The sequence below is a fragment of the Mycobacterium hainanense genome (assembly GCF_041890355.1).
In the GTDB taxonomy this organism is placed as follows: domain Bacteria; phylum Actinomycetota; class Actinomycetes; order Mycobacteriales; family Mycobacteriaceae; genus Mycobacterium; species Mycobacterium hainanense.
In genome coordinates, this window is record NZ_CP169059.1 from 3,331,480 (window position 1) to 3,349,521 (window position 18,042).

At 70.2% G+C, this 18,042-nt stretch carries 16 protein-coding genes and 1 pseudogene; 10 read left to right on the top strand and 7 right to left on the bottom strand.

Annotated features, from left to right (window positions below; translation table 11 throughout):
* Positions 1-17: 17 nt before the first annotated feature.
* Complete coding sequence (locus tag ACEL92_RS15415) at positions 18-728, top strand: NUDIX domain-containing protein (protein WP_374021606.1); 711 nt, start codon at positions 18-20, stop codon at positions 726-728.
* Between the two features lie 186 nt (positions 729-914).
* Positions 915-2,255, top strand: coding sequence for a lipase family protein (locus ACEL92_RS15420; protein ID WP_374021608.1), 1,341 nt, complete (start codon positions 915-917; stop codon positions 2,253-2,255).
* On the opposite strand, the gene ACEL92_RS15425 is transcribed toward ACEL92_RS15420, so the two are convergent.
* Genes ACEL92_RS15425 through bioB form a run of 3 tightly spaced genes read right to left on the bottom strand, consistent with a single transcriptional unit; the run spans position 2,250 to position 4,176 of the window.
* The gene (locus tag ACEL92_RS15425) at positions 2,250-2,903 is read right to left on the bottom strand and encodes a DUF2567 domain-containing protein (RefSeq protein WP_374021609.1); all 654 of its coding nucleotides are present in this window, start codon (positions 2,901-2,903) and stop codon (positions 2,250-2,252) included. The two genes, ACEL92_RS15420 and ACEL92_RS15425, sit on opposite strands and share 6 nt — an antisense overlap.
* A complete protein-coding gene (locus ACEL92_RS15430; protein WP_068086434.1) occupies positions 2,900-3,127 on the bottom strand; it encodes a hypothetical protein in 228 nt (75 codons plus the stop codon). The genes ACEL92_RS15425 and ACEL92_RS15430 overlap by 4 nt, the downstream gene beginning before the upstream one ends.
* Positions 3,128-3,141: 14 nt before the next feature.
* Positions 3,142-4,176: a biotin synthase BioB gene (gene bioB / locus ACEL92_RS15435; RefSeq protein ID WP_374021610.1), complete on the bottom strand. Its 1,035-nt coding sequence runs from the start codon at positions 4,174-4,176 to the stop codon at positions 3,142-3,144.
* 132 nt (positions 4,177-4,308) lie between these two features.
* Here bioB and ACEL92_RS15440 point away from each other — a divergent pair, with 132 nt between their 5' ends.
* From ACEL92_RS15440 to ACEL92_RS15455, 4 genes are all read left to right on the top strand, one after another.
* The gene (locus tag ACEL92_RS15440) at positions 4,309-4,479 is read left to right on the top strand and encodes a hypothetical protein (RefSeq protein WP_374021611.1); all 171 of its coding nucleotides are present in this window, start codon (positions 4,309-4,311) and stop codon (positions 4,477-4,479) included.
* Positions 4,480-4,567: 88 nt separating this feature from the next.
* On the top strand, positions 4,568-6,412 hold the full coding sequence (locus ACEL92_RS15445; protein WP_374021612.1) for a hypothetical protein: 1,845 nt from the start codon (positions 4,568-4,570) through the stop codon (positions 6,410-6,412).
* Positions 6,413-6,415: 3 nt separating this feature from the next.
* Complete coding sequence (locus ACEL92_RS15450) at positions 6,416-6,778, top strand: hypothetical protein (RefSeq protein ID WP_374021613.1); 363 nt, start codon at positions 6,416-6,418, stop codon at positions 6,776-6,778.
* Between the two features lie 68 nt (positions 6,779-6,846).
* Positions 6,847-8,139: a hypothetical protein gene (locus tag ACEL92_RS15455; protein ID WP_374026230.1), complete on the top strand. Its 1,293-nt coding sequence runs from the start codon at positions 6,847-6,849 to the stop codon at positions 8,137-8,139.
* On the opposite strand, the gene ACEL92_RS15460 is transcribed toward ACEL92_RS15455, so the two are convergent.
* The 4 genes from ACEL92_RS15460 to ACEL92_RS15475 are packed head-to-tail and all read right to left on the bottom strand — an operon-like array spanning position 8,136 to position 11,800.
* Positions 8,136-8,645 (bottom strand): 2'-5' RNA ligase family protein, encoded by a 510-nt coding sequence (locus tag ACEL92_RS15460; RefSeq protein ID WP_374021614.1) that lies wholly within the window; start codon positions 8,643-8,645, stop codon positions 8,136-8,138. The genes ACEL92_RS15455 and ACEL92_RS15460 overlap by 4 nt on opposite strands.
* Complete coding sequence (gene bioD / locus ACEL92_RS15465; protein WP_374021615.1) at positions 8,645-9,325, bottom strand: dethiobiotin synthase; 681 nt, start codon at positions 9,323-9,325, stop codon at positions 8,645-8,647. Before bioD ends, ACEL92_RS15460 begins: the two co-directional genes overlap by 1 nt.
* Positions 9,322-10,470 carry an 8-amino-7-oxononanoate synthase gene (locus tag ACEL92_RS15470; protein ID WP_374021616.1) on the bottom strand — a complete coding sequence of 383 codons (1,149 nt, stop codon included), beginning with the start codon at positions 10,468-10,470 and terminating at the stop codon, positions 9,322-9,324. The genes bioD and ACEL92_RS15470 overlap by 4 nt, the downstream gene beginning before the upstream one ends.
* A gap of 4 nt (positions 10,471-10,474) precedes the next feature.
* The gene (locus tag ACEL92_RS15475) at positions 10,475-11,800 is read right to left on the bottom strand and encodes an adenosylmethionine--8-amino-7-oxononanoate transaminase (protein WP_374021617.1); all 1,326 of its coding nucleotides are present in this window, start codon (positions 11,798-11,800) and stop codon (positions 10,475-10,477) included.
* A 62-nt stretch (positions 11,801-11,862) separates the two neighbouring features.
* On the opposite strand from ACEL92_RS15475, the gene ACEL92_RS15480 reads away from it, so the two are divergent.
* The 4 genes and pseudogenes from ACEL92_RS15480 (at position 11,863) to glgX (ending at position 18,039) form a co-directional block, all read left to right on the top strand.
* Entirely contained in the window at positions 11,863-12,315 is a 453-nt protein-coding gene (locus tag ACEL92_RS15480; RefSeq protein ID WP_374021618.1) for a hypothetical protein, read from the top strand.
* A 312-nt stretch (positions 12,316-12,627) separates the two neighbouring features.
* Positions 12,628-13,326: pseudogene (gene ripD, locus ACEL92_RS15485) on the top strand (NlpC/P60 family peptidoglycan-binding protein RipD); the annotation flags it as partial.
* A 329-nt stretch (positions 13,327-13,655) separates the two neighbouring features.
* Positions 13,656-15,812 (top strand): acyltransferase family protein, encoded by a 2,157-nt coding sequence (locus ACEL92_RS15490; protein ID WP_374021619.1) that lies wholly within the window; start codon positions 13,656-13,658, stop codon positions 15,810-15,812.
* Positions 15,813-15,846: 34 nt separating this feature from the next.
* Entirely contained in the window at positions 15,847-18,039 is a 2,193-nt protein-coding gene (glgX, locus tag ACEL92_RS15495) for a glycogen debranching protein GlgX (protein ID WP_374021620.1), read from the top strand.
* The last annotated feature ends 3 nt before the right edge of the window (positions 18,040-18,042 follow it).

An 18,042-nucleotide genomic window follows, 5' to 3' on the forward strand; every position in this document is an offset into this window, starting at 1 on the left:
GACTTATAATCGAAAACATGGGCCATACTAGCACTGAACACGAGGTGCTGGCCGTGGTGTTTCAAGTTCGCCGGGTGACCACCGGCCCGCGAACAGAGAAACCGCAGCTGAACGTGTTGTTATGGGAGCGTGCCAAGGACCCGCAGCGCGGCGCCTGGTCGCTGCCGGGCGGGCGGCTGCGCTCCGACGAGGACATGACCACCTCCGTCCTGCGACAGCTCGCCGAGAAGGTGGACCTCAAGGAACTGGCGCACCTGGAGCAGCTGGCGGTGTTCTCCGACCCGAACCGGGTGCCGGGCGCCCGCGTCATCGCGTCGACGTTCCTGGGACTGGTGCCCTCCCCCGCCACCCCGGAACTGCCGCCGGACACCCGCTGGCATCCGGTGAGCAACCTGCCGCCGATGGCCTTCGACCACGGCCCGATGGTGACGCACGCCCACGCCCGGCTGAGCGCCAAGTTGTCCTACACCAACCTCGGATTCGCTTTGGCGCCAAAGGAATTCGCGCTCTCGACGCTCCGCGACATCTACGGCGCCGCGCTGGGCTACCAGGTCGACGCGACCAACCTGCAGCGGGTGCTGGTTCGCCGGGGCGTGATCAGCCAGACCGGCACCATCGCCCAGTCCGGCCGCAGCGGCGGACGGCCGGCGGCGCTGTACCACTTCACCGATTCTCGACTGCGCGTCACCGACGAGTTCGCCGCTCTCAGGCCGCCCGGGCAGGTGTGACACCGCCGATCGTCGCCCCCGTTAGGCTGGTGGAAAGCGCCGGGGGGTGACGTAGCCGCAAATCGGGTACCAGTGACGTGTCCGACCTGCATGCCCTGGCAAGAAGTCGCTCACAGTGCGGCGATTACGTTTTGGTTACCCGCCGTTCGTACGCGAGAATGCCGGATGGCCTAGAAGGGAGCCTCAATGGCTGAGCTCGGCAATCTGGCAGGCACGCGCGGGGCGGAGTGGATCGCCCGGCCGCCGCACGAGGAACTGCAGCGCAAGGTGCGCCCGCTGCTGCCCTCGGACGACCCGTTCTACCAGCCACCACTCGGCTTCCAACACGCCGAACCCGGGACGGTGCTGCGCTCGCGCGACGTCGAGCTCGCCTTTTTGGGGCTGATCCCGCAGCCCGTCAAGGCCGTCCAGCTGCTCTACCGGACGATGGACATGAACGGCGAGCCCGAGGCCGCCGCGACCACCGTGATCGTCCCCGCCGAGCTGTCCCCGGAACGTCCCTGCCCGCTGCTGTCCTATCAATGCGCCATCGACGCCGTGTCGTCCCGGTGCTTCCCGTCGTACGCGCTGCGGCGCCGGGCGAAGGCCCTCGGATCGATCGGCCAGTTCGAACTGTTCCTGATCACCGCGGCCGTCGCCGAGGGCTGGGCCGTGTCGGTGCCCGACCACGAGGGGCTGCGGGGCCTGTGGGGCGCGCCCTACGAACCCGGCTATCGCGTCCTGGACGGCATCCGCGCCGCCCTGGGCTCCGAACGTGTCGGGCTCTCGCCGTCGGCGCCGATCGGGCTGTGGGGGTATTCCGGTGGCGGACTGGCCAGCGCCTGGGCGGCCGAGGTGTGCGCCGAATACGCGCCCGAGCTGGACATCGTCGGGGCGGTGCTGGGATCGCCCGTCGGGGACCTCGGCAACACCTTCCGCCGGCTCAACGGCAGTTTCCTGTCCGGCCTGCCTGCGCTAGTGGTGGCGGCCCTGGCCCACATCTACCCCGAGCTGGACCGGGTGATCAAGGAGCACAGCAACGAGGAGGGGCGCGCCCTGCTCGAGTCGCTGGAGAAGATGACCACCGTGGAGGCGGTCGTCCGCATGGCCGGCAAGAACATGGGCGACTACCTCGACGAGCCGCTCGAGAACATCCTGTCGACGCCCGAAGTCACGCACGTGTTCGAGAACATCAAGCTGGGTGTCGCGGTGCCGACGCCCCCGGTGCTGATCGTGCAGGCCGTCCACGACTACCTCATCGACGTCAAGGACATCGACGTGCTGGCCGACGCCTATTCGGCGGGCGGCGCCCGGGTGACCTACCACCGGGACGCGTTCAACGAGCACATGCTGCTGCATCCGCTGTCGGCGCCGATGACGCTGCGCTGGCTCACCGACCGGTTCGACGGCCGGCCGCTGACCGAGCACCTGATCCGGACCACTTGGCCGACGATGTTCAACCCGATGACCTACGTCGGCATGGCGCGGCTCACCAAAATCGCGGCCAAGGTCGTCCTCGGCCGCAGGATTCACCGCCGGCCGCTATGACCCGGGACCTTCCGGGGCGCTGCCCGCCCCCACCCGCAGCGCATCCGAAGACCGGTCGCGCGGCGGCATAGCCCCCAAATCGTCGCGCGCGTCGGCGGCGGCGAGGACCGCGTAGACCAGCGCCGCGACCGCGGCGGGCCACAGCAGGGTGAGCGCGACCCGCAGCGGATCGCTCGCGAAGAACACCGGCGGCGCCTGGATGACGTAGGCCACCGACGGGCCCTTGGGCAGCGGCACCGCGTCGAAGTTCAACGCTCCGTACCTGATTCGGGCCAGCGCCGCCCCGGTGGCCGCCGCGACCGCGGCCGCGGTCGCCAAGCCGGTCGCCAGCGCGACGACCATGCCGGGCCCCCGGCGCGCGCGCCACTGCCACGCCACCGCCGCCCCCAGCACCGCCAGCACGGTGAGCAGGCCCAGCATCAGGCAGGGCGCGTCGAAGAAGTGCTGGGACTCGTTGCCGAGATAGTCGTGGACCCGTTCACCGGCGCGCGTGAGGGCCACCACGGCATGGATCGGCGGGGCGATCCACACCCACAGCGCGCCGAGCAGCACACCGGCGGCCACCGGCGCGAGCCCCGCGATGGCGGTCGCCCGGCGCGGCAATGCGCGCGAGGGCGCGCTCGGCGGGGTGTGCGCGTGCTCGGTCACCGCTGGGCCTCCAGGTCGACGGAGTCGACCTGCCCGTGCCGCGAGCACCGCGCCCGCCAGCCGTCGGGGCGGACCTGCACCACCATGCGGCGTCCGCATTCCGCGCAGAACCGCGGCGGTTCCAGACCCAACTGCGCCGCTGTCGGCACCGCAGTGCCCCCCAGTTCGCCGGTGTAGACGTTGTAGACGCCCGCGCTGACCGGAGCGCCCAGATCGTGGACCACAGTCTCCAAGTCTCTTACAAAGTGGCGTTGAGCGCCTTGATCGGCATCTGCAGGTCGTCGAGCAGCTCCAGATCGGCTTCGGCCGGCCGGCCGAGCGTGGTCAGGTAGTTACCGACGATCACGGCGTTGATGCCGCCCAGGATGCCTTTCTTGGCGCCCAGGTCGCCCAGCGTGATCTCGCGGCCCCCGGCGAACCGCAGCATCGCGCGCGGCAGGGCCAGCCGGAAGGCGGCCACCGACTTGAGCGCCTCGGCCACCGGCAGCACCTCCAGGTCGCCGAACGGCGTGCCGGGCCGCGGGTTGAGGAAGTTCAGCGGGACCTCGTCGGGCTCCAGCTCGGCCAGCTCGGCGGCGAACTCCGCGCGCTGCTCGAGCGTCTCGCCCATGCCCAGGATGCCGCCGCAGCACACCTCCATGCCGGCGTCGCGCACCATCGACAGGGTCTGCCAGCGCTCTTCCCAGGTGTGGGTGGTCACCACGTTGGTGAAGAACGAACGGGCGGTCTCGAGGTTGTGGTTGTAGCGGTGCACCCCCATCCGCGCGAGCTGCTCGACCTGCTCGGCGGTCAGCATCCCCAGCGAGCAGGCGATGTTGATCTCCACCTCGTTGCGGATCGCCTCGATCCCGGCCGCGACCTGGGCCATCAACCGCTCGTCGGGGCCGCGCACCGCGGCCACGATGCAGAACTCGGTGGCGCCGGACTTGGCGGTTTGCTTGGCGGCCTCGACCAGGCTGGGAATGTCGAGGCGGGCGCTGCGCACCGGCGACGCGAACAGCCCCGACTGCGAGCAGAAATGGCAATCCTCGGGGCAGCCGCCGGTCTTCAGGCTGATGATACCCTCGACCTCGACCTCGGGACCGCACCAGCGCATCCGCACCTCGTGGGCCAGCTCCAGCAGGTCGTCGAGCCGGTCGTCCGGGAGTTGCAGCACCCGTAGCACCTGGTCGCGAGTCAGTCCCTCGCCGCGCTCGAGCACTTGTTCGCGGGCAACCACCAGAATGTCTGCGTCGGTGGCGCCGGTCGCCGGTCGAGTTGCCGCTTGAGTCACCAGTACTCCCCTACATCGTCGGTGGCCGAGCGCGCGGCCTCCTGCCCCACGGTCGTGGCGGCTGTGAATAAAAGATGTTCAAAGTAGGGTAACGGCCGCAGCGCATGCCGTCCGCCGGGGTATCTCACCACCATGACCGATCCGCACGTCACCTATGTGGCCCACCACATGATCCTGCTGGCGATCCCGGCGTTCCTGCCGGCGATCATCGTCGTCGGCGTGATCCTCTACGTCGCGCTCAAAGACCGCCGGTCCTCCGGCGAGTCGCAGGACACCGGGCGGCGCGACGACGAAAATCCGTGATTGATCGGCAGGCGATTTGGGCATTCCGCTTCGTGCGAGCTGGATCACAGCTCGCCAGGCGGTCGGGCGCTGTTGGGAGGGTTTGACGATGACATCGGCGGAACTCACTTTCGTTGCCGAGGCGCCGGCGCGCGGCGCCGGCCTCAACCAGGTGATCGGGCTCTCGGTCGCGGCGGTCGTGATCGCCGCGGTCATGCTCTGGGTCGGTTACGCCCACCGCACCCATCGCATCGAGTGGCTGACCCGGGTCGCCGACAAGCTGGGCGAGAAGTTCCACCGGCCCAACTGGGTGGCGCTGCCGGTCCTCATTTTCACGACGTTCATCATCTGCGCCCTGTTCGGATTCATCTGGGACGTCAGCTGGCACATCGGCAACGGCCGCGACCCCGGCCCCTTGGCCAACCCCGCGCACTACTTCATCATCATCGGCCTGTTCGGGATCTTCGTCGCCGGCATGGTCTCGGTCGTGCTGCCGTTCGACAAGCCGGGCCCCGCGGCGGTGCGCATCACGCGCAACTGGCACGCACCGGTCGGTGGCCTGCTGATGGCGGGCTGCGGGATGTACGCGATGATCGGGTTCCCGCTCGACGACATCTGGCACCGGATATTCGGGCAAGATGTAACCCTCTGGGGCCCAACGCATTTGATGATGATCGGCGGGGCGTGCTTCTCGCTCTTCTCGGTGCTGCTGCTCGAGCGTGAGGGCGAGGCGCACGACGCCGACGAGGTGACCCACCCCGCGTTCGTCACCTTCCTGCGTTACCTGTCCTTCGGCGGGCTGTTTATCGGCCTGTCCGTCTACCAGATCGAGTTCGACTTCGGGGTCCCGCAGTTCCGGCTGGTGTTCCAGCCGATGCTGATCGCCGCGGCGTCCGCGCTGGCCGCCGTCGCCGCCCGCCTGACCATGGGGCGTGGCGCCGCGGTCATCGCGGCGGTGTTCGCCATCGCGCTGCGGGGCGCGGTTGCGGTGCTGGTCGGCCCCATCCTGGGCGCCCCGATCAACTGGTTCCCGCTGTACCTGGGGCCCGCCCTCGTCGTCGAGCTGGTGGCGCTGACCCCGTTGATCAAGCGGCCGGTGGCCTTCGGCGCCGTCTCCGGCGTCGCGGTGGCCACGGTGGGGCTGTGGCTGGAATCGCTGTGGATCGGGGCGGTGTACCACTACCCGTGGCCGACGAGCATGTGGGGCGAGGCGCTGGCGATGTCGGTGCCCGTGGCCGCGTTGACCGGCGTGTGCGGCGCGCTGTTCGGCCTGGTCCTCATTGGCCAGCGCCTGCCGGGGCGGCGGCTCGGCGTCGGCGTCGTCGCGCTGACGGTGCTGGTGATCGGCGTCGCGGTCGCCAACGGGTTGCACATCACCGTGCCGAGCCAGAACATCGCCACGGTGACGCTGACGGATCTGCCCAGCCCCGCGGGGCAGCGGATGGTGTCGGCCGACGTGATGATCTCCCCGACCGACATGGTCAGTGACCACCCGGACTGGCTGACGATCCTGTCCTGGCAGGGGCGGATGCAGAACGACCGCGGCCTGGTGATCGACAAACTCGCCAAGGTCGGGCCGGGGCATTACCGGTCCACCGAGCCGGTCCCGGTGTGGGGAGACTGGAAGACGCTGTTGCGGGTGCAGGACGGCCGCACGATGACGGCGGTGCCGATCTACGAGCCGGCCGACGCCGCCATCCCCGCGCCCGAGGTCCCGGCGCTCGCGATCAGCACGCGGCCGTTCGTCCTGGAGGTCACGATCCTGCAGCGCGAGCGCGACCAAAGCGCGCCGGCCTGGCTGTTCACCGCCGGCGGGATCGTCGTGCTGTTCCTGACGCTGATGGTGATCACCGCCCTGACCTGGGGCGCCGGCCGGATCAACAACTACGACACCCTGCCCAAGCGACCCGAGGAGGCGAAGCACACCGTGCCCGGCACCCCCCAGGCGGCGTGACCGATGGGAACGCGTAGCGCCCTGGCCGCGGCGTGGGTGGCGGCCCTGGCATCGGCCCTGATCGCATGTGGCGGTTCGCAGAACCAGTCCCCGGCCGCCGGCCCGACGGTCGACGTCACCATCGCTAAGGGACAGGTGACCCCCACCAACGCCACACTGCAGGCCAAGGTGCGCCAGCAGATCACCCTGCACGTCACGAGCGACGCCCCCGACGAGCTGCACGTGCACTCGACGCCCGACCACAAGTTCCCGGTGGCCGCGGCGCCGAACCAAACCTTCCAGTTCGCCGTCGACGTACCCGGCAACGTCGAGGTGGAGCTGCACCACCTGGACCGCACGATCGCGACCATCCAAGTCCAGCCGTGAGCGCCCGCGGCGCGACCGCGGTGCTCGCGCACGGGCTCGGCGGATCCGGCGACCTTCCGGTGCCGTACATGTACGCGATGGTCGGCGCGGCGTGGGCGCTGACGTTCACCTTCGCGCTCGTCGCCTTCGCGTGGCGCAAGCCGCGGTTCGATCCGGCCAAGCCGGGCCGTCCGCTGCCGCCTGCGGTGACCGCGGTCGTCGACGCGCGGGCGACCCGTTGGGCGGCGGCCGCGCTGGGGCTGGTCTTCGCGGCGTGGGCGGTGGCGGCCGGGGTGTGGGGCCCGCGGTCGGAGGCCAACGCCCTGCTCGGCGTGTTCTACGTGCTGCTGTGGGTGGGGCTGGTGGCGCTGTCGCTGCTGGTCGGCCCGGTCTGGCGGGTCATCTCGCCGATGCGGACCGTCTACCTGCTGCTGCGCCGCGGCACGCCGGAGCGCCTGCACCGGCCGCGGCTCGCTTATCCCGACGGCTGGGGCTACCGCCCGGCGGCGGTGGGCCTGTTCGCATTCGTCTGGATGGAACTGGCCAGCCCTAACCCGGCCTCGCTGCCGTGGGTGCGGGCGTGGCTGGCCGTCTATGCGGTGGCCATGCTGGTGGGCGCCTGGTTGTGCGGCCAGCGCTGGCTGGCCCGGGCCGACCCCTTCGGGGTGTACAGCATGGCGGTGTCGCGCCTGTCGCCCTTTCGTCGCAACCCCGACAGCGGGCGAATCGTGGTGGGAAACCCGCTCGACCATCTGCCGTCGCTGCCGGTGCGGCCCGGTGTGGTGGTGCTGCTCGCGGTGCTGCTGGGGTCCACCGCGTTCGACAGCTTCTCGTCGTCGGCGACGTGGCGCGGTTTCGCCGACCGGCTCTCCCCCAGCATCGGCCTGCCGCCGGCTGCGTCGTCGTCGCTGCTGCGGACTCTCGGGCTGATCCTCTTCATATCCGTTGTCGCCGTGACCTTTTCGCTCGCCGCACGCGCGACCGGCGGCGTGGACCGCGCGCAGCGCCGCGCCCTGCCCGGGCAGATGGCGCATTCCCTCATCCCGATCGTGGTGGGCTACATCTTCGCCCACTACCTGACCTACCTCGTCGAGCGCGGACAGCAGGCCGTGTTCGCGCTGGCCGACCCCTTCGGCCGCGGCTGGAACGCGCTCGGGCTGGCGCACCAGCAGGTCGCCTACGTGCTGTCCACCCACCCGCCGGTGCTGGCCGGGATCAAGGTGGCGTGCGTGGTGACCGGCCACATCCTCGCGGTGATCGCGGCCCACGACAAAGCGCTACGCCTTTTGCCCAGCGGCCACCAGCTCACCGGCCAGCTGACGATGATGCTGGTCATGGTCGGCTACACGTTCACCGGGCTCTACCTGCTGTTCGGCGGTTAGCCGATCAGGTGATCAACCTTCTTGTCGCCATTCCAGTGCCGCAGGGCGGCGAAGCCGCCCTTGACGAGCGTTGGCCGTCCCGCGATGTGTAGCGCGCGGCTCAGCGCCGGCCCGCCGACGCGCCGGGCCAGCGTGACGTGAGGCGTCCATTGACCGGGCAGGCTGGTAGGGGCCGGCGCGGGGTCCAGGTGCTCGCCGCACAGGCGGTGCACCTCCGCGTGGAAATCGAGCAGTTCGGCCGTCGGGACGATGAGCCGGGCCAGGATCGCGTTGGACCGCCCGAGCAGCAACGACGCGCCGACGGCGCAGCCCAGCGGCAGCCGTGCGGTGAGCGGCCGCAGGGCGGTGTCGGCCTCCTCGGCGATGCGGTCGGCCACCGCGAGCGTGACGTGCGGCCGCCCGGCCGGCGCCTGGCTGGGAATCCCGGCGCCCGCCAGCGCGTCCCACAGCCCGCGGATCGTCGCCTCGGTCCCGGCGTCGAAGAGCAGCTCGATGGAATGCACCATCAGCGGACCAGCGCGGTGACCCAGCCGCGGTCGAACGCCGCCGCGCTCATGTCCGCGAACTGCGCCGCGTCCATCGCCCCGGCGCCCGCGGGCAGCGCGGCCCGCACCGGGCCCAGCCGGTCCAAGGCGACGCGGTTCGAGGTCTCCGCGGGCCCGGGGCGAACCGGCCAGCTGCCGATCACCAACCCCGCACACGGAACACGATGCGCGGCGAGCGCTTCCAGCGTCAGCGCGGTGTGGTTGAGGGTGCCCAGTTCCGCGGTGACCGCGACCAGCGCCCCGGCGTCCAGCTCGACGGCGAGATCGCGCAGGGTGACGCCGCCGGCGGCGAGCTGGACCAGCAGCCCGCCGGCCCCTTCCACCAGGGTCAGCCGCCCCGGGCGGTCCAGGCCGGCGATCAGCCGCAGCACCTGGTCGCCGGTGGGCAGCGTGGCGCCGGCCAGCTCGGCCGCGGCGGCCGGCGCCAGCGGTTGCGGATAGCGGGCGAGCCCGGCCAGCTCCGTCGTGCCGGACAGGCGGGCGACCTCGGCGAGGTCGTCGTCGCCCGAGTCGGTGCCGGTCTGGACCGGTTTGCACACCGCCACGTCGATGCCGGCCTGGCGGGCGTGGCAGGCCAGGGCCGCGGTGACGACGGTCTTGCCGACCCCGGTGCCCGTGCCCGTGACGACCAGGACGGTCAAGGGCGCGTCACAGCGAGGACGTCGGTGAGCACCCGCCGGGCGAGCTCGAGCTCGGCGGCGTCCAGCGACGCCCGCGCGGTCAGCCGCAGCCGGGACGTCCCCGCGGGCACCGTGGGCGGCCGGAAGCAGCCGACTTTCACGCCGGTGTCCAGGCAGGCGGTCGCGGCGGCCAGGGCCACCTCCGGGTCGCCCAGGATCACCGACACCACCGCCGACTGCGGGACCTCGGCAACGTCGCAGACCTCGGCCAGGGCGCGGGCGTGCCGCAACACCGCCTCGGGTCGCCACGGCTCGGTCCGCAGGACGTTCAGCGCGGCGCGCGCGGCGCCCACCGCGGCGGGCGCCAGGCCGGTGTCGAAGATGAACGTGCGCGCGGCGTCGATCAGGTGGGCCCGCACCGCCGCCGGTCCGAGCACCACGCCGCCCTGGCTGCCCAGCGCCTTGGACAGGGTCGTGGTCATCACCACGTCGGGCGCGCCCGCCAGCCCAAGCTCGTGCAGCAGCCCGCGCCCGCCCCCGCGCACGCCCAGGCCGTGGGCCTCGTCGACGATCAGCAGCGCCCGGTGGCGGCGGCAGGCCTCGTGCAGCTCGCGCAGCGGCGCCAACGCGCCGTCGGCGCTGAACACGGACTCGGTGATGACGACGGCGCGCTCCTCGTCGCGGGACCACAGGGCGGCCGCCACCGCGTCGACGTCGCGGTGCGGCGTGACCACCACCCGCGCCCGTGACAGCCGGCAGGCGTCGACCAGGGACGCATGGGAGAGGGCGTCGGACACCAGCAGCGAACCCCGGCCCGATAGGCCGACCACCGCGCCCAGGTTGGCCGCGTATCCGGACGAGAACAGCAGGCCCGCCGAGACGCCGACGTACTCGGCGAGCTCGGACTCGAGTTGCTGATGCAGTTCGGTGTCGCCGGTGACCAGCCGGGAACCGGTGGCCCCGGCGCCCCACATGCGCAGCGCGGCGACGCCGCCCTCGATCACGTCGGGGTGCTGGGACAGGCCCAGATAGTCGTTGGACGCCAGATCGAGTTCGGTGGCGACGGCCGGGCGGGGCCGCAACGAGCGACGCAGCCCGGCCTCGCGGCGCTGTTTCTCCACCTCCTCCAGCCAGGCCAGCGGGGAAACCTCGATCGGTGTTTTCATCGCCCTAAAGACTACGAGAGCCAACCAGGCGCGCGACCTCGACCATCGCCGAGGTGATCTGGGCGATCTCGGCCGGCGGGCAGATGTAGGGCGGCATCGCGTACACGAGGTTGCGGAACGGGCGCAGCCACACGCCGCGCTCCATTGCCGCCGGGGTGGCGACGGCCAGGTCGACCGGCCGGGCGCACTCGATGACGCCGATCGCCCCGCACACCCGCACGTCGGTGACGCCGGGCAGCGCCCGGGCGGGCTCGAGCCCGTCCGCCAGCCCGGCGGCGATCTCGCCGACCCGCGCGCGCCAGTCCTGGCCGAGCAGCAGCTCGACGCTGGCCACCGACACCGCGCAGGCCAGCGGATTGGCCATGAAGGTGGGCCCGTGCATCAGCGCGCCGGCCTCACCGGCGCTGATGGTGTGCGCGATCTCGGTGCTGCACAGCGTGGCCGCCAGGGTGACGTAGCCGCCGGTCAACGCCTTGCCCACGCACATGATGTCCGGGCTGACGCCGGCGTGGTCGGCCGCGAACAGCTCGCCGGTGCGCCCGAAGCCGGTGGCGATCTCGTCGAAGATCAGCAGCACGTCGTGCCGGCGGCACAGCTCGCGCAGGTCATGCAGGTAGCGGGGATCGTGGAAGCGCATGCCGCCCGCGCCCTGCACCACGGGTTCGACGATGACGGCCGCCAGTTCGCCGGCGTGCTGCGCCAGTTGCCGCTCGAACGCCGCGGTGTAGCCGGGGTCGTAGTCGCGCGGGACCTGCGGGGCGAACACCTGGCGGGCCAGGACCGAGTTTTCTCCGGTCCACAGCTGGTGCATGCCGCCCTCGGGATCGCAGACGCTCATCGGCGTGAAGGTGTCGCCGTGGTAGCCGCCCCGCCAGGTCATCAGCCGGTGCTTGTCCGGCCGGCCCCGGCCGCGCCAATACTGCAGCGCCATCTTGACCGCGACCTCGACGGACACCGATCCGGAATCGCTGAAGAACACGGTGTCCAGCCCGGCCGGCGTGATGTCCACCAGCAGCTGCGCCAGCCGGGCGGCCGGTTCATGGGTGAGCCCGCCGAACATGACGTGGTTCATGACGCCCAGCTGCGCGGTCAGCGCCGCGTCCAGCACCGGGTGGCCGTGCCCGTGGATCGCGGTCCACCACGAGCTCATCGCGTCGAGCGCCTCGATCGGCTCGCCGTCGCGGATCAGCGTCAGCATGGCGCCCCGCGCGGCCACCGCGACCACCGGCGCGACGGCCTCGCTGCCGATGGTGCTGTACGGGTGCCAGAGATGCGCAGCGTCGATCGCGCTGATCTGCTCGGGGGTCAACCCGGCCCTCGCCGCAGGCATAGTGATCGAGGGTAAAGCAGCCAAGTCGCACAACGGCCGCCCATCGGGGAGCATGGGATCCGATGGCTACGCCGAACACGTCCGGTGAACCCGCCGCGGGCACCCCGCCGACCGCGACGACGAATTCCCTGTTGGCCGACTACGACGACGAAGCGCCCCGGGTGCTGCGGGTGCGGCTGGCGCCGTGGGACGTCGCGTGCACGGTCGCGCTGCTGGCCCTGCTCCTCGTCCTGGCCACCGCGACGGCGTGGCCGGACCGTCTTTTCGGCTTCCTCGATCACGTGTGCGCCGACGAGACGTGCGGGCCGGTGCCCTTCGGGGTCGACTACTACATCCGCCCGATCGTGTGGGGCGGCATCGGGGCCGCGATCGCCGCCGCGGTCCTCGGCCCCATCGTGTCGCTCCTGAAGGGCTGGTACATGTCCTTCTGGCCGGTGCTGGCCCTCGCGCTGGTCATGCTCAGCTCCCTCGTCGGCTCGCTGCTGACCCTGTTCAGCGAACGCTATTGGGCGTAGGCGCGCGGCGCGACGGTCCGCGTCGACGCCCGCCCGACTGAGACCGAAATCACAACTGCGCACTCGGATTTCGGTCGCCCAGTCACCGTCCGGTCACGTTACGACAAAGAATCCCACCGGGCCCTGGCGGCTAACAACTTCTGTTGTCAGAGTGGCTGCAGTGACTGATGTGAAACAGGCCCGCTGTTCACATCCGCAAGTGTCATGCAGCGGCGTCGGCCCCAAAGGGGAGGCCCTCGCCCAGTCATGGATCGGCGGCGGACGCGCGAGGTCACCGCGCTGAGGCCAGTGAGCCCCTGAGAGGCCAAGACAATGAAACGGATCTCCGCCTTCGCGATCGGTGTGGCGCTGCTTGCCGCACCGATGGCCGCTCCCGTGATCGCTTCCGCCGATCCGGGCATTCGGCCGATGGACTACCAGCAAGCCGCCGACGTGGTGATCGCGCGCGGGTTGTCGCAGCGGGGCGTGCCGTTCTCCTGGGCCGGCGGCGGCATCAACGGCCCGACCCGTGGCACCGGGACCGGCATCAACACCGTCGGCTTCGACGCGTCGGGCCTGATGCAGTACGCGTACGCCGGCGCGGGAATCAAGCTGCCGCGTTCGTCCGGGGCGATCTACCGGGTCGGCCAGAAAGTACTGCCGCAGCAAGCGCAAAAAGGCGACATGATCTTCTACGGGCCCGAGGGCACGCAGAGCGTCGCGATGTACCTGGGTAACAACCAGATGCTCGAGGTCGGCGACGTCGTCCAGGTTTCGCCGGTACGCGCCAACGGCATGACCCCTTATCTGGTCCGGGTCCTGGGGACCCAGCCGGCGCCGGTCCAGCAGCTGCCGCAGCAGGTGCCGGCGCAGCAAGCCCCGGTGCAGCAACTGCCCGCGCAGCAAGCCCCGGCGCAGCAACCGCCGCTTCAGCAACTCCCGACGCAACCCGCCCCGGCCCAGCCGGTCCCCTCACCGCAGGCGCCGGTGCAACAGGCCCCCGTGCAGCAGGCCCCCGTGCAGCAGGCCCCGCTGCAGCAGCAGTCCGGCCAGCTGCCCTCGCAGCAGGCACCCGTGCAGCAGCTCCCGGCGCCGCAGGCCCCGCCGCAGCGGGTCCCGGTGCAGCAGGCGCCGCTGCAGCGGGTCCCGGTGCAACAGGCGCCGGTCCAGCAGCTGCCCACGCAGCAACTTCCGGCGCCGCAGGCCCCCGTGCAGCTGCTGCCGCCGCAGCAATCACCGTTCCTCCCTCCGGCCCCCGGCACCGCCCGATAAATTTCCCGCACTTCGGGAGACTTTCGAACGCCGCCACCCCGCTCCTAAACCGGAGGGGGTGGCGGTTTTCGGTAAATTAGCGGTCAATCATGCCGACCCTGTCCCCGTCTCCCCGACCGGTCGCGACCGCGGAACCGGTCGATACGGCGGCGCGCAATTCGGGGTTCTACCGCTATGACCTCGACGGCCTGCGCGGCATCGCCATAGCGCTGGTGGCCGTCTTCCACGTCTGGTTCGGCCGGGTCTCCGGCGGCGTCGACGTCTTCCTGGCGCTGTCCGGATTCTTCTTCGGCGGCAAGATCATTCGCGCGGCGCTGAATCCGGCCGGCACCCTGTCGCCGGTCGCCGAGGTGGTCCGGCTCGTGCGCCGCCTGGTGCCCGCCCTGGTCGTGGTGCTGGCCGGCTGCGCGGTGCTGACCATCCTGGTGCAACCGGAGACCCGCTGGGAGACGTTCGCCGACCAAAGCCTCGCCAGCCTCGGCTACTACCAGAACTGGGAGCTGGCCAACACCGCGTCGGACTACCTGCGCGCGGGCGAGGCCGTCAGCCCCCTGCAGCACATCTGGTCCATGTCGGTGCAGGGCCAGTTCTACGTCGGCTTCCTGCTGTTGATCGCCACATGCGCGTACCTGTTCGGGCGTCCGTTGGGCCCGCGGCTGCGCACCCTGTTCCTGGTCCTGCTAACGGCGCTGACGGCGGCGTCGTTCGTGTACGCAATCGTGGCGCATCAGGACGACCAGGCGGCCGCCTACTACAACAGCTTCGCGCGCGGCTGGGAGCTGTTGCTCGGCGCGCTGGTCGGCGCGCTGGTGCCGGCCATCCGCTGGCCCATGTGGTTGCGAACGGCCGTGGCCACCCTGGCGCTCGCCGCGATTGTCTCGTGCGGGGCGCTGATCGACGGCGTGAAGGAATTCCCCGGCCCCTGGGCGTTGGTGCCCGTCGGGGCCACCATGCTGATGATCCTGGCGGGGGCCAACCTGCAGGGCGATCCCGGCGCCGGGAACCGGCTGCCGGCGCCCCATCGCCTGCTGGCGGCCGGGCCGCTGGTCGCGCTGGGCGCCATGGCGTACTCCCTCTACCTGTGGCACTGGCCGCTGCTGATCTTCTGGCTGTCGTTCAGCGGCCACCGGCACGCCGGCTTCGTCGACGGCGCGGCGGTGCTGCTCGTCTCGGGGCTGTTGGCCTACCTGACCACCCGGCTCGTCGAAGACCCCCTGCGCTACCGGACCGCGGGCAGGTCACCGGCGCCCGCACCCGCGTGGCTGGCGCGCCTGCCCCGGCCCACGATGGCGCTGGGCGCGGCGATCGTGCTGCTCGGCGTCACGCTCACCGCGACGTCGTTCACGTGGCGCCAGCACGTCACCGTCCTGCGGGCCGCGGGCAAGGAGCTCAGTGTGCTCAACCCCCAGGACTATCCGGGGGCGCGCGCGCTGACCGAACGCGTGCGGGTGCCCGCGCTGCCGATGCGGCCGAGCGTCCTGGAGGTCAAGGAGGATTTGCCGGTCTCCACCCGCGACGGCTGCATCAGTGACTTCGTCAACCCGGCGGTGGTCGCGTGCACCTACGGCGACGTGGCCGGTGACCGCACGATCGCGCTGGCGGGCGGGTCGCACGCCGAACACTGGCTGCCCGCGCTGGACCTGCTCGGCAAGATGCACCACTTCAAGGTGGTGACGTACCTCAAGATGGGCTGCCCGCTGTCCACCGAGGAAGTCCCGTTGATCATGGGCAACAACGCCGCCTACCCGCAGTGCCGGCAGTGGGTCGAGCAGGCGATGGACCGGCTGATCGCCGACCGTCCCGACTACGTGTTCACCACCACGACGCGCCCGTGGAACATCAAGCCCGGCGACGTCATGCCGGCGACCTACATCGGAATCTGGCAGCGGTTCTCGGACAACAACATTCCGATCCTGGGCATGCGGGACACGCCGTGGCTGGTCAAGAACGGCCAGCCGTTCGACCCGGCGGATTGCCTGGCCAAGAAGGGCGGCAGCCCCCAGTCGTGCGCGATCAAGCGTTCCGACGCGCTGTCCGACCGCAATCAGACCCTCGACTTCGTCACACAATTCCCGCTGCTGAAGGTGCTCGACATGTCGGACGCGATCTGCCGCACCGACGTGTGCCGGCCGGTCGAGGGAAACGTGCTGATCTACCACGGCGCCCACCACCTGACCCCCACCTACGTGCGGACCATGGTGGGCGAATTGGGCCGCCAGATCGCCGCCAACACCGGTTGGTGGTGACGCGCCCCGCCGCCCCGAGCGCGGATAAGGTCAGATGGTGCCGACCGACAATCACGCTTCAGAAACAGGCGTAGCTGGTAACCAACAGCCGAAACTGGCCACCGTCTGGCCAGGGAACCCGTATCCCCTCGGCGCGTCCTATGACGGCGCGGGGACGAACTTCTCGTTGTTCTCCGAGATTGCCGAGAAGGTCGAGCTGTGTCTGATCGACGACGCCGGGGCGGAGTCACGGATTCCCCTCGACGAGGTCGACGGCTATGTGTGGCACGCCTACCTGCCCAACATCTCCCCGGGCCAGCGCTACGGTTTCCGCGTCTACGGGCCCTTCGACCCGGCGGCCGGGCACCGCTGCGACCCGAGCAAGCTGCTGCTCGACCCGTATGGCAAGGCCTTCCACGGCGATTTCACCTTCGGGCAGGCGCTGTTCTCCTACGACATGAAGGCCGTGCATCCCGACGGCGACGACGCCGACCCCGGCATCCCGCCGATGGTGGACTCCTTGGGCCACACCATGACCAGCGTGGTGAGCAATCCCTTCTTCGACTGGGGCTCGGACCGCTCGCCGCTGACCCCGTACCACGAAACGGTCATCTACGAGGCCCACGTGAAGGGCATGACCCGGACCCACCCCGGCATCCCCCCCGAACTGCGCGGCACCTATGCCGGGCTGGCCCACCCGGTGATCATCGACTACCTCAAGTCGCTCAACGTCACCGCGCTGGAGCTGATGCCGGTGCACCAGTTCATGCACGACTCCCGGCTGCTGGACCTCGGGCTGCGAAACTACTGGGGCTACAACACTTTCGGGTTCTTCGCGCCGCACAACCAGTACGCGGCCAATCGCACCTCCAGCGTCGCCGAGTTCAAATCGATGGTGCGCAGCCTGCACGAGGCCAATATCGAGGTGATCCTCGACGTGGTGTACAACCACACCGCCGAGGGCAATCACCTGGGGCCGACCATCAACTTCCGCGGCATCGACAACGCGGCGTACTACCGGCTCGTCGACACCGACCTGCGGCTGTACAAGGACTACACCGGCACGGGCAACAGCCTCAACCCGCGGCACCCCCACGTCCTGCAGCTCATCATGGACTCGCTGCGCTACTGGGTGACGGAGATGCACGTCGACGGCTTCCGTTTCGACCTCGCCGCCACGCTGGCGCGCGAGCTGCACGACGTCGACCGACTGAGCGCGTTCTTCGACCTGGTGCAGCAGGATCCGATCGTCAGCCAAGTCAAGTTGATCGCCGAACCGTGGGATGTCGGCGAGGGCGGCTACCAAGTCGGCAATTTCCCGGGTTTGTGGACCGAGTGGAACGGGAAGTATCGCGATACTGTGCGTGACTACTGGCGGGGCGAGCCCGCGACCCTGGGCGAGTTCGCTTCCCGGCTGACCGGGTCGTCGGACCTCTATGAGGCGACCGGCCGGCGCCCCAGCGCCAGCATCAACTTCGTCACCGCCCACGACGGGTTCACGCTCAACGACCTGGTTTCCTACAACGAGAAACACAACCTGGCCAACGGCGAGGACAACCGCGACGGCGAAAGCCACAATCGCTCGTGGAACTGCGGCGTCGAGGGTCCCACCGACGACCCGGAGATCTTGGCGCTGCGTGGTCGCCAGATGCGCAACTTCTGGGCGACGCTGATGCTCAGCCAGGGCACCCCGATGATCGCGCACGGCGACGAGCTGGGCCGCACCCAGAACGGCAACAACAACGTGTACTGCCAGGACTCCGAATTGTCGTGGATGGATTGGTCATTGGTCGACAAGAATTCGGACCTGCTGGCCTTCGCGCGCAAGGTGACCACGTTGCGCAAGACCCATCCGGTATTCCGCCGGCGGCGGTTCTTCGAGGGTGAACCGATCCGCACCGGCGACGAGGTGCGCGACATCGCCTGGCTGAATCCGAGCAGCCGGGAGATGACGCACGAGGACTGGGGCGAGAGCATCCACAAGTGTGTGGCGGTGTTCCTCAACGGCGAGGCCATCACCGCGCCCAACGCGCGCGGTGAGCGGGTCGTCGACGACTCGTTCCTGTTGTGCTTCAACGCCGGCGAAGAACCGGTGGAGTTCGTGATGCCGAACGACGACTATGCGCAGGAGTGGACCGTGGAACTGGACACCAACCACCCGACGGGTGACGCCGACCAGGTGGTGAATGCTGAAGAGAAGGTCTCGTTGCCCGGGCGTTCGCTTCTGGTCTTACGTAAGACCATGTGACGC

Bases quoted from the DNA above. Each gene is read 5' to 3' on its own strand.
- ACEL92_RS15415 (WP_374021606.1), top strand. From the start codon at position 18: ATGGGCCATACTAGCACTGAACACGAGGTGCTGGCCGTGGTGTTTCAA.
- ACEL92_RS15420 (WP_374021608.1), top strand. From the start codon at position 915: ATGGCTGAGCTCGGCAATCTGGCAGGCACGCGCGGGGCGGAGTGGATC.
- ACEL92_RS15440 (WP_374021611.1), top strand. From the start codon at position 4,309: ATGACCGATCCGCACGTCACCTATGTGGCCCACCACATGATCCTGCTG.
- ACEL92_RS15445 (WP_374021612.1), top strand. From the start codon at position 4,568: ATGACATCGGCGGAACTCACTTTCGTTGCCGAGGCGCCGGCGCGCGGC.
- ACEL92_RS15450 (WP_374021613.1), top strand. From the start codon at position 6,416: ATGGGAACGCGTAGCGCCCTGGCCGCGGCGTGGGTGGCGGCCCTGGCA.
- ACEL92_RS15455 (WP_374026230.1), top strand. From the start codon at position 6,847: ATGTACGCGATGGTCGGCGCGGCGTGGGCGCTGACGTTCACCTTCGCG.
- ACEL92_RS15460 (WP_374021614.1), bottom strand. From the start codon at position 8,645: ATGGTGCATTCCATCGAGCTGCTCTTCGACGCCGGGACCGAGGCGACG.
- ACEL92_RS15470 (WP_374021616.1), bottom strand. From the start codon at position 10,470: ATGAAAACACCGATCGAGGTTTCCCCGCTGGCCTGGCTGGAGGAGGTG.
- ACEL92_RS15475 (WP_374021617.1), bottom strand. From the start codon at position 11,800: ATGCCTGCGGCGAGGGCCGGGTTGACCCCCGAGCAGATCAGCGCGATC.
- ACEL92_RS15480 (WP_374021618.1), top strand. From the start codon at position 11,863: ATGGCTACGCCGAACACGTCCGGTGAACCCGCCGCGGGCACCCCGCCG.
- ACEL92_RS15490 (WP_374021619.1), top strand. From the start codon at position 13,656: ATGCCGACCCTGTCCCCGTCTCCCCGACCGGTCGCGACCGCGGAACCG.
- glgX (WP_374021620.1), top strand. From the start codon at position 15,847: ATGGTGCCGACCGACAATCACGCTTCAGAAACAGGCGTAGCTGGTAAC.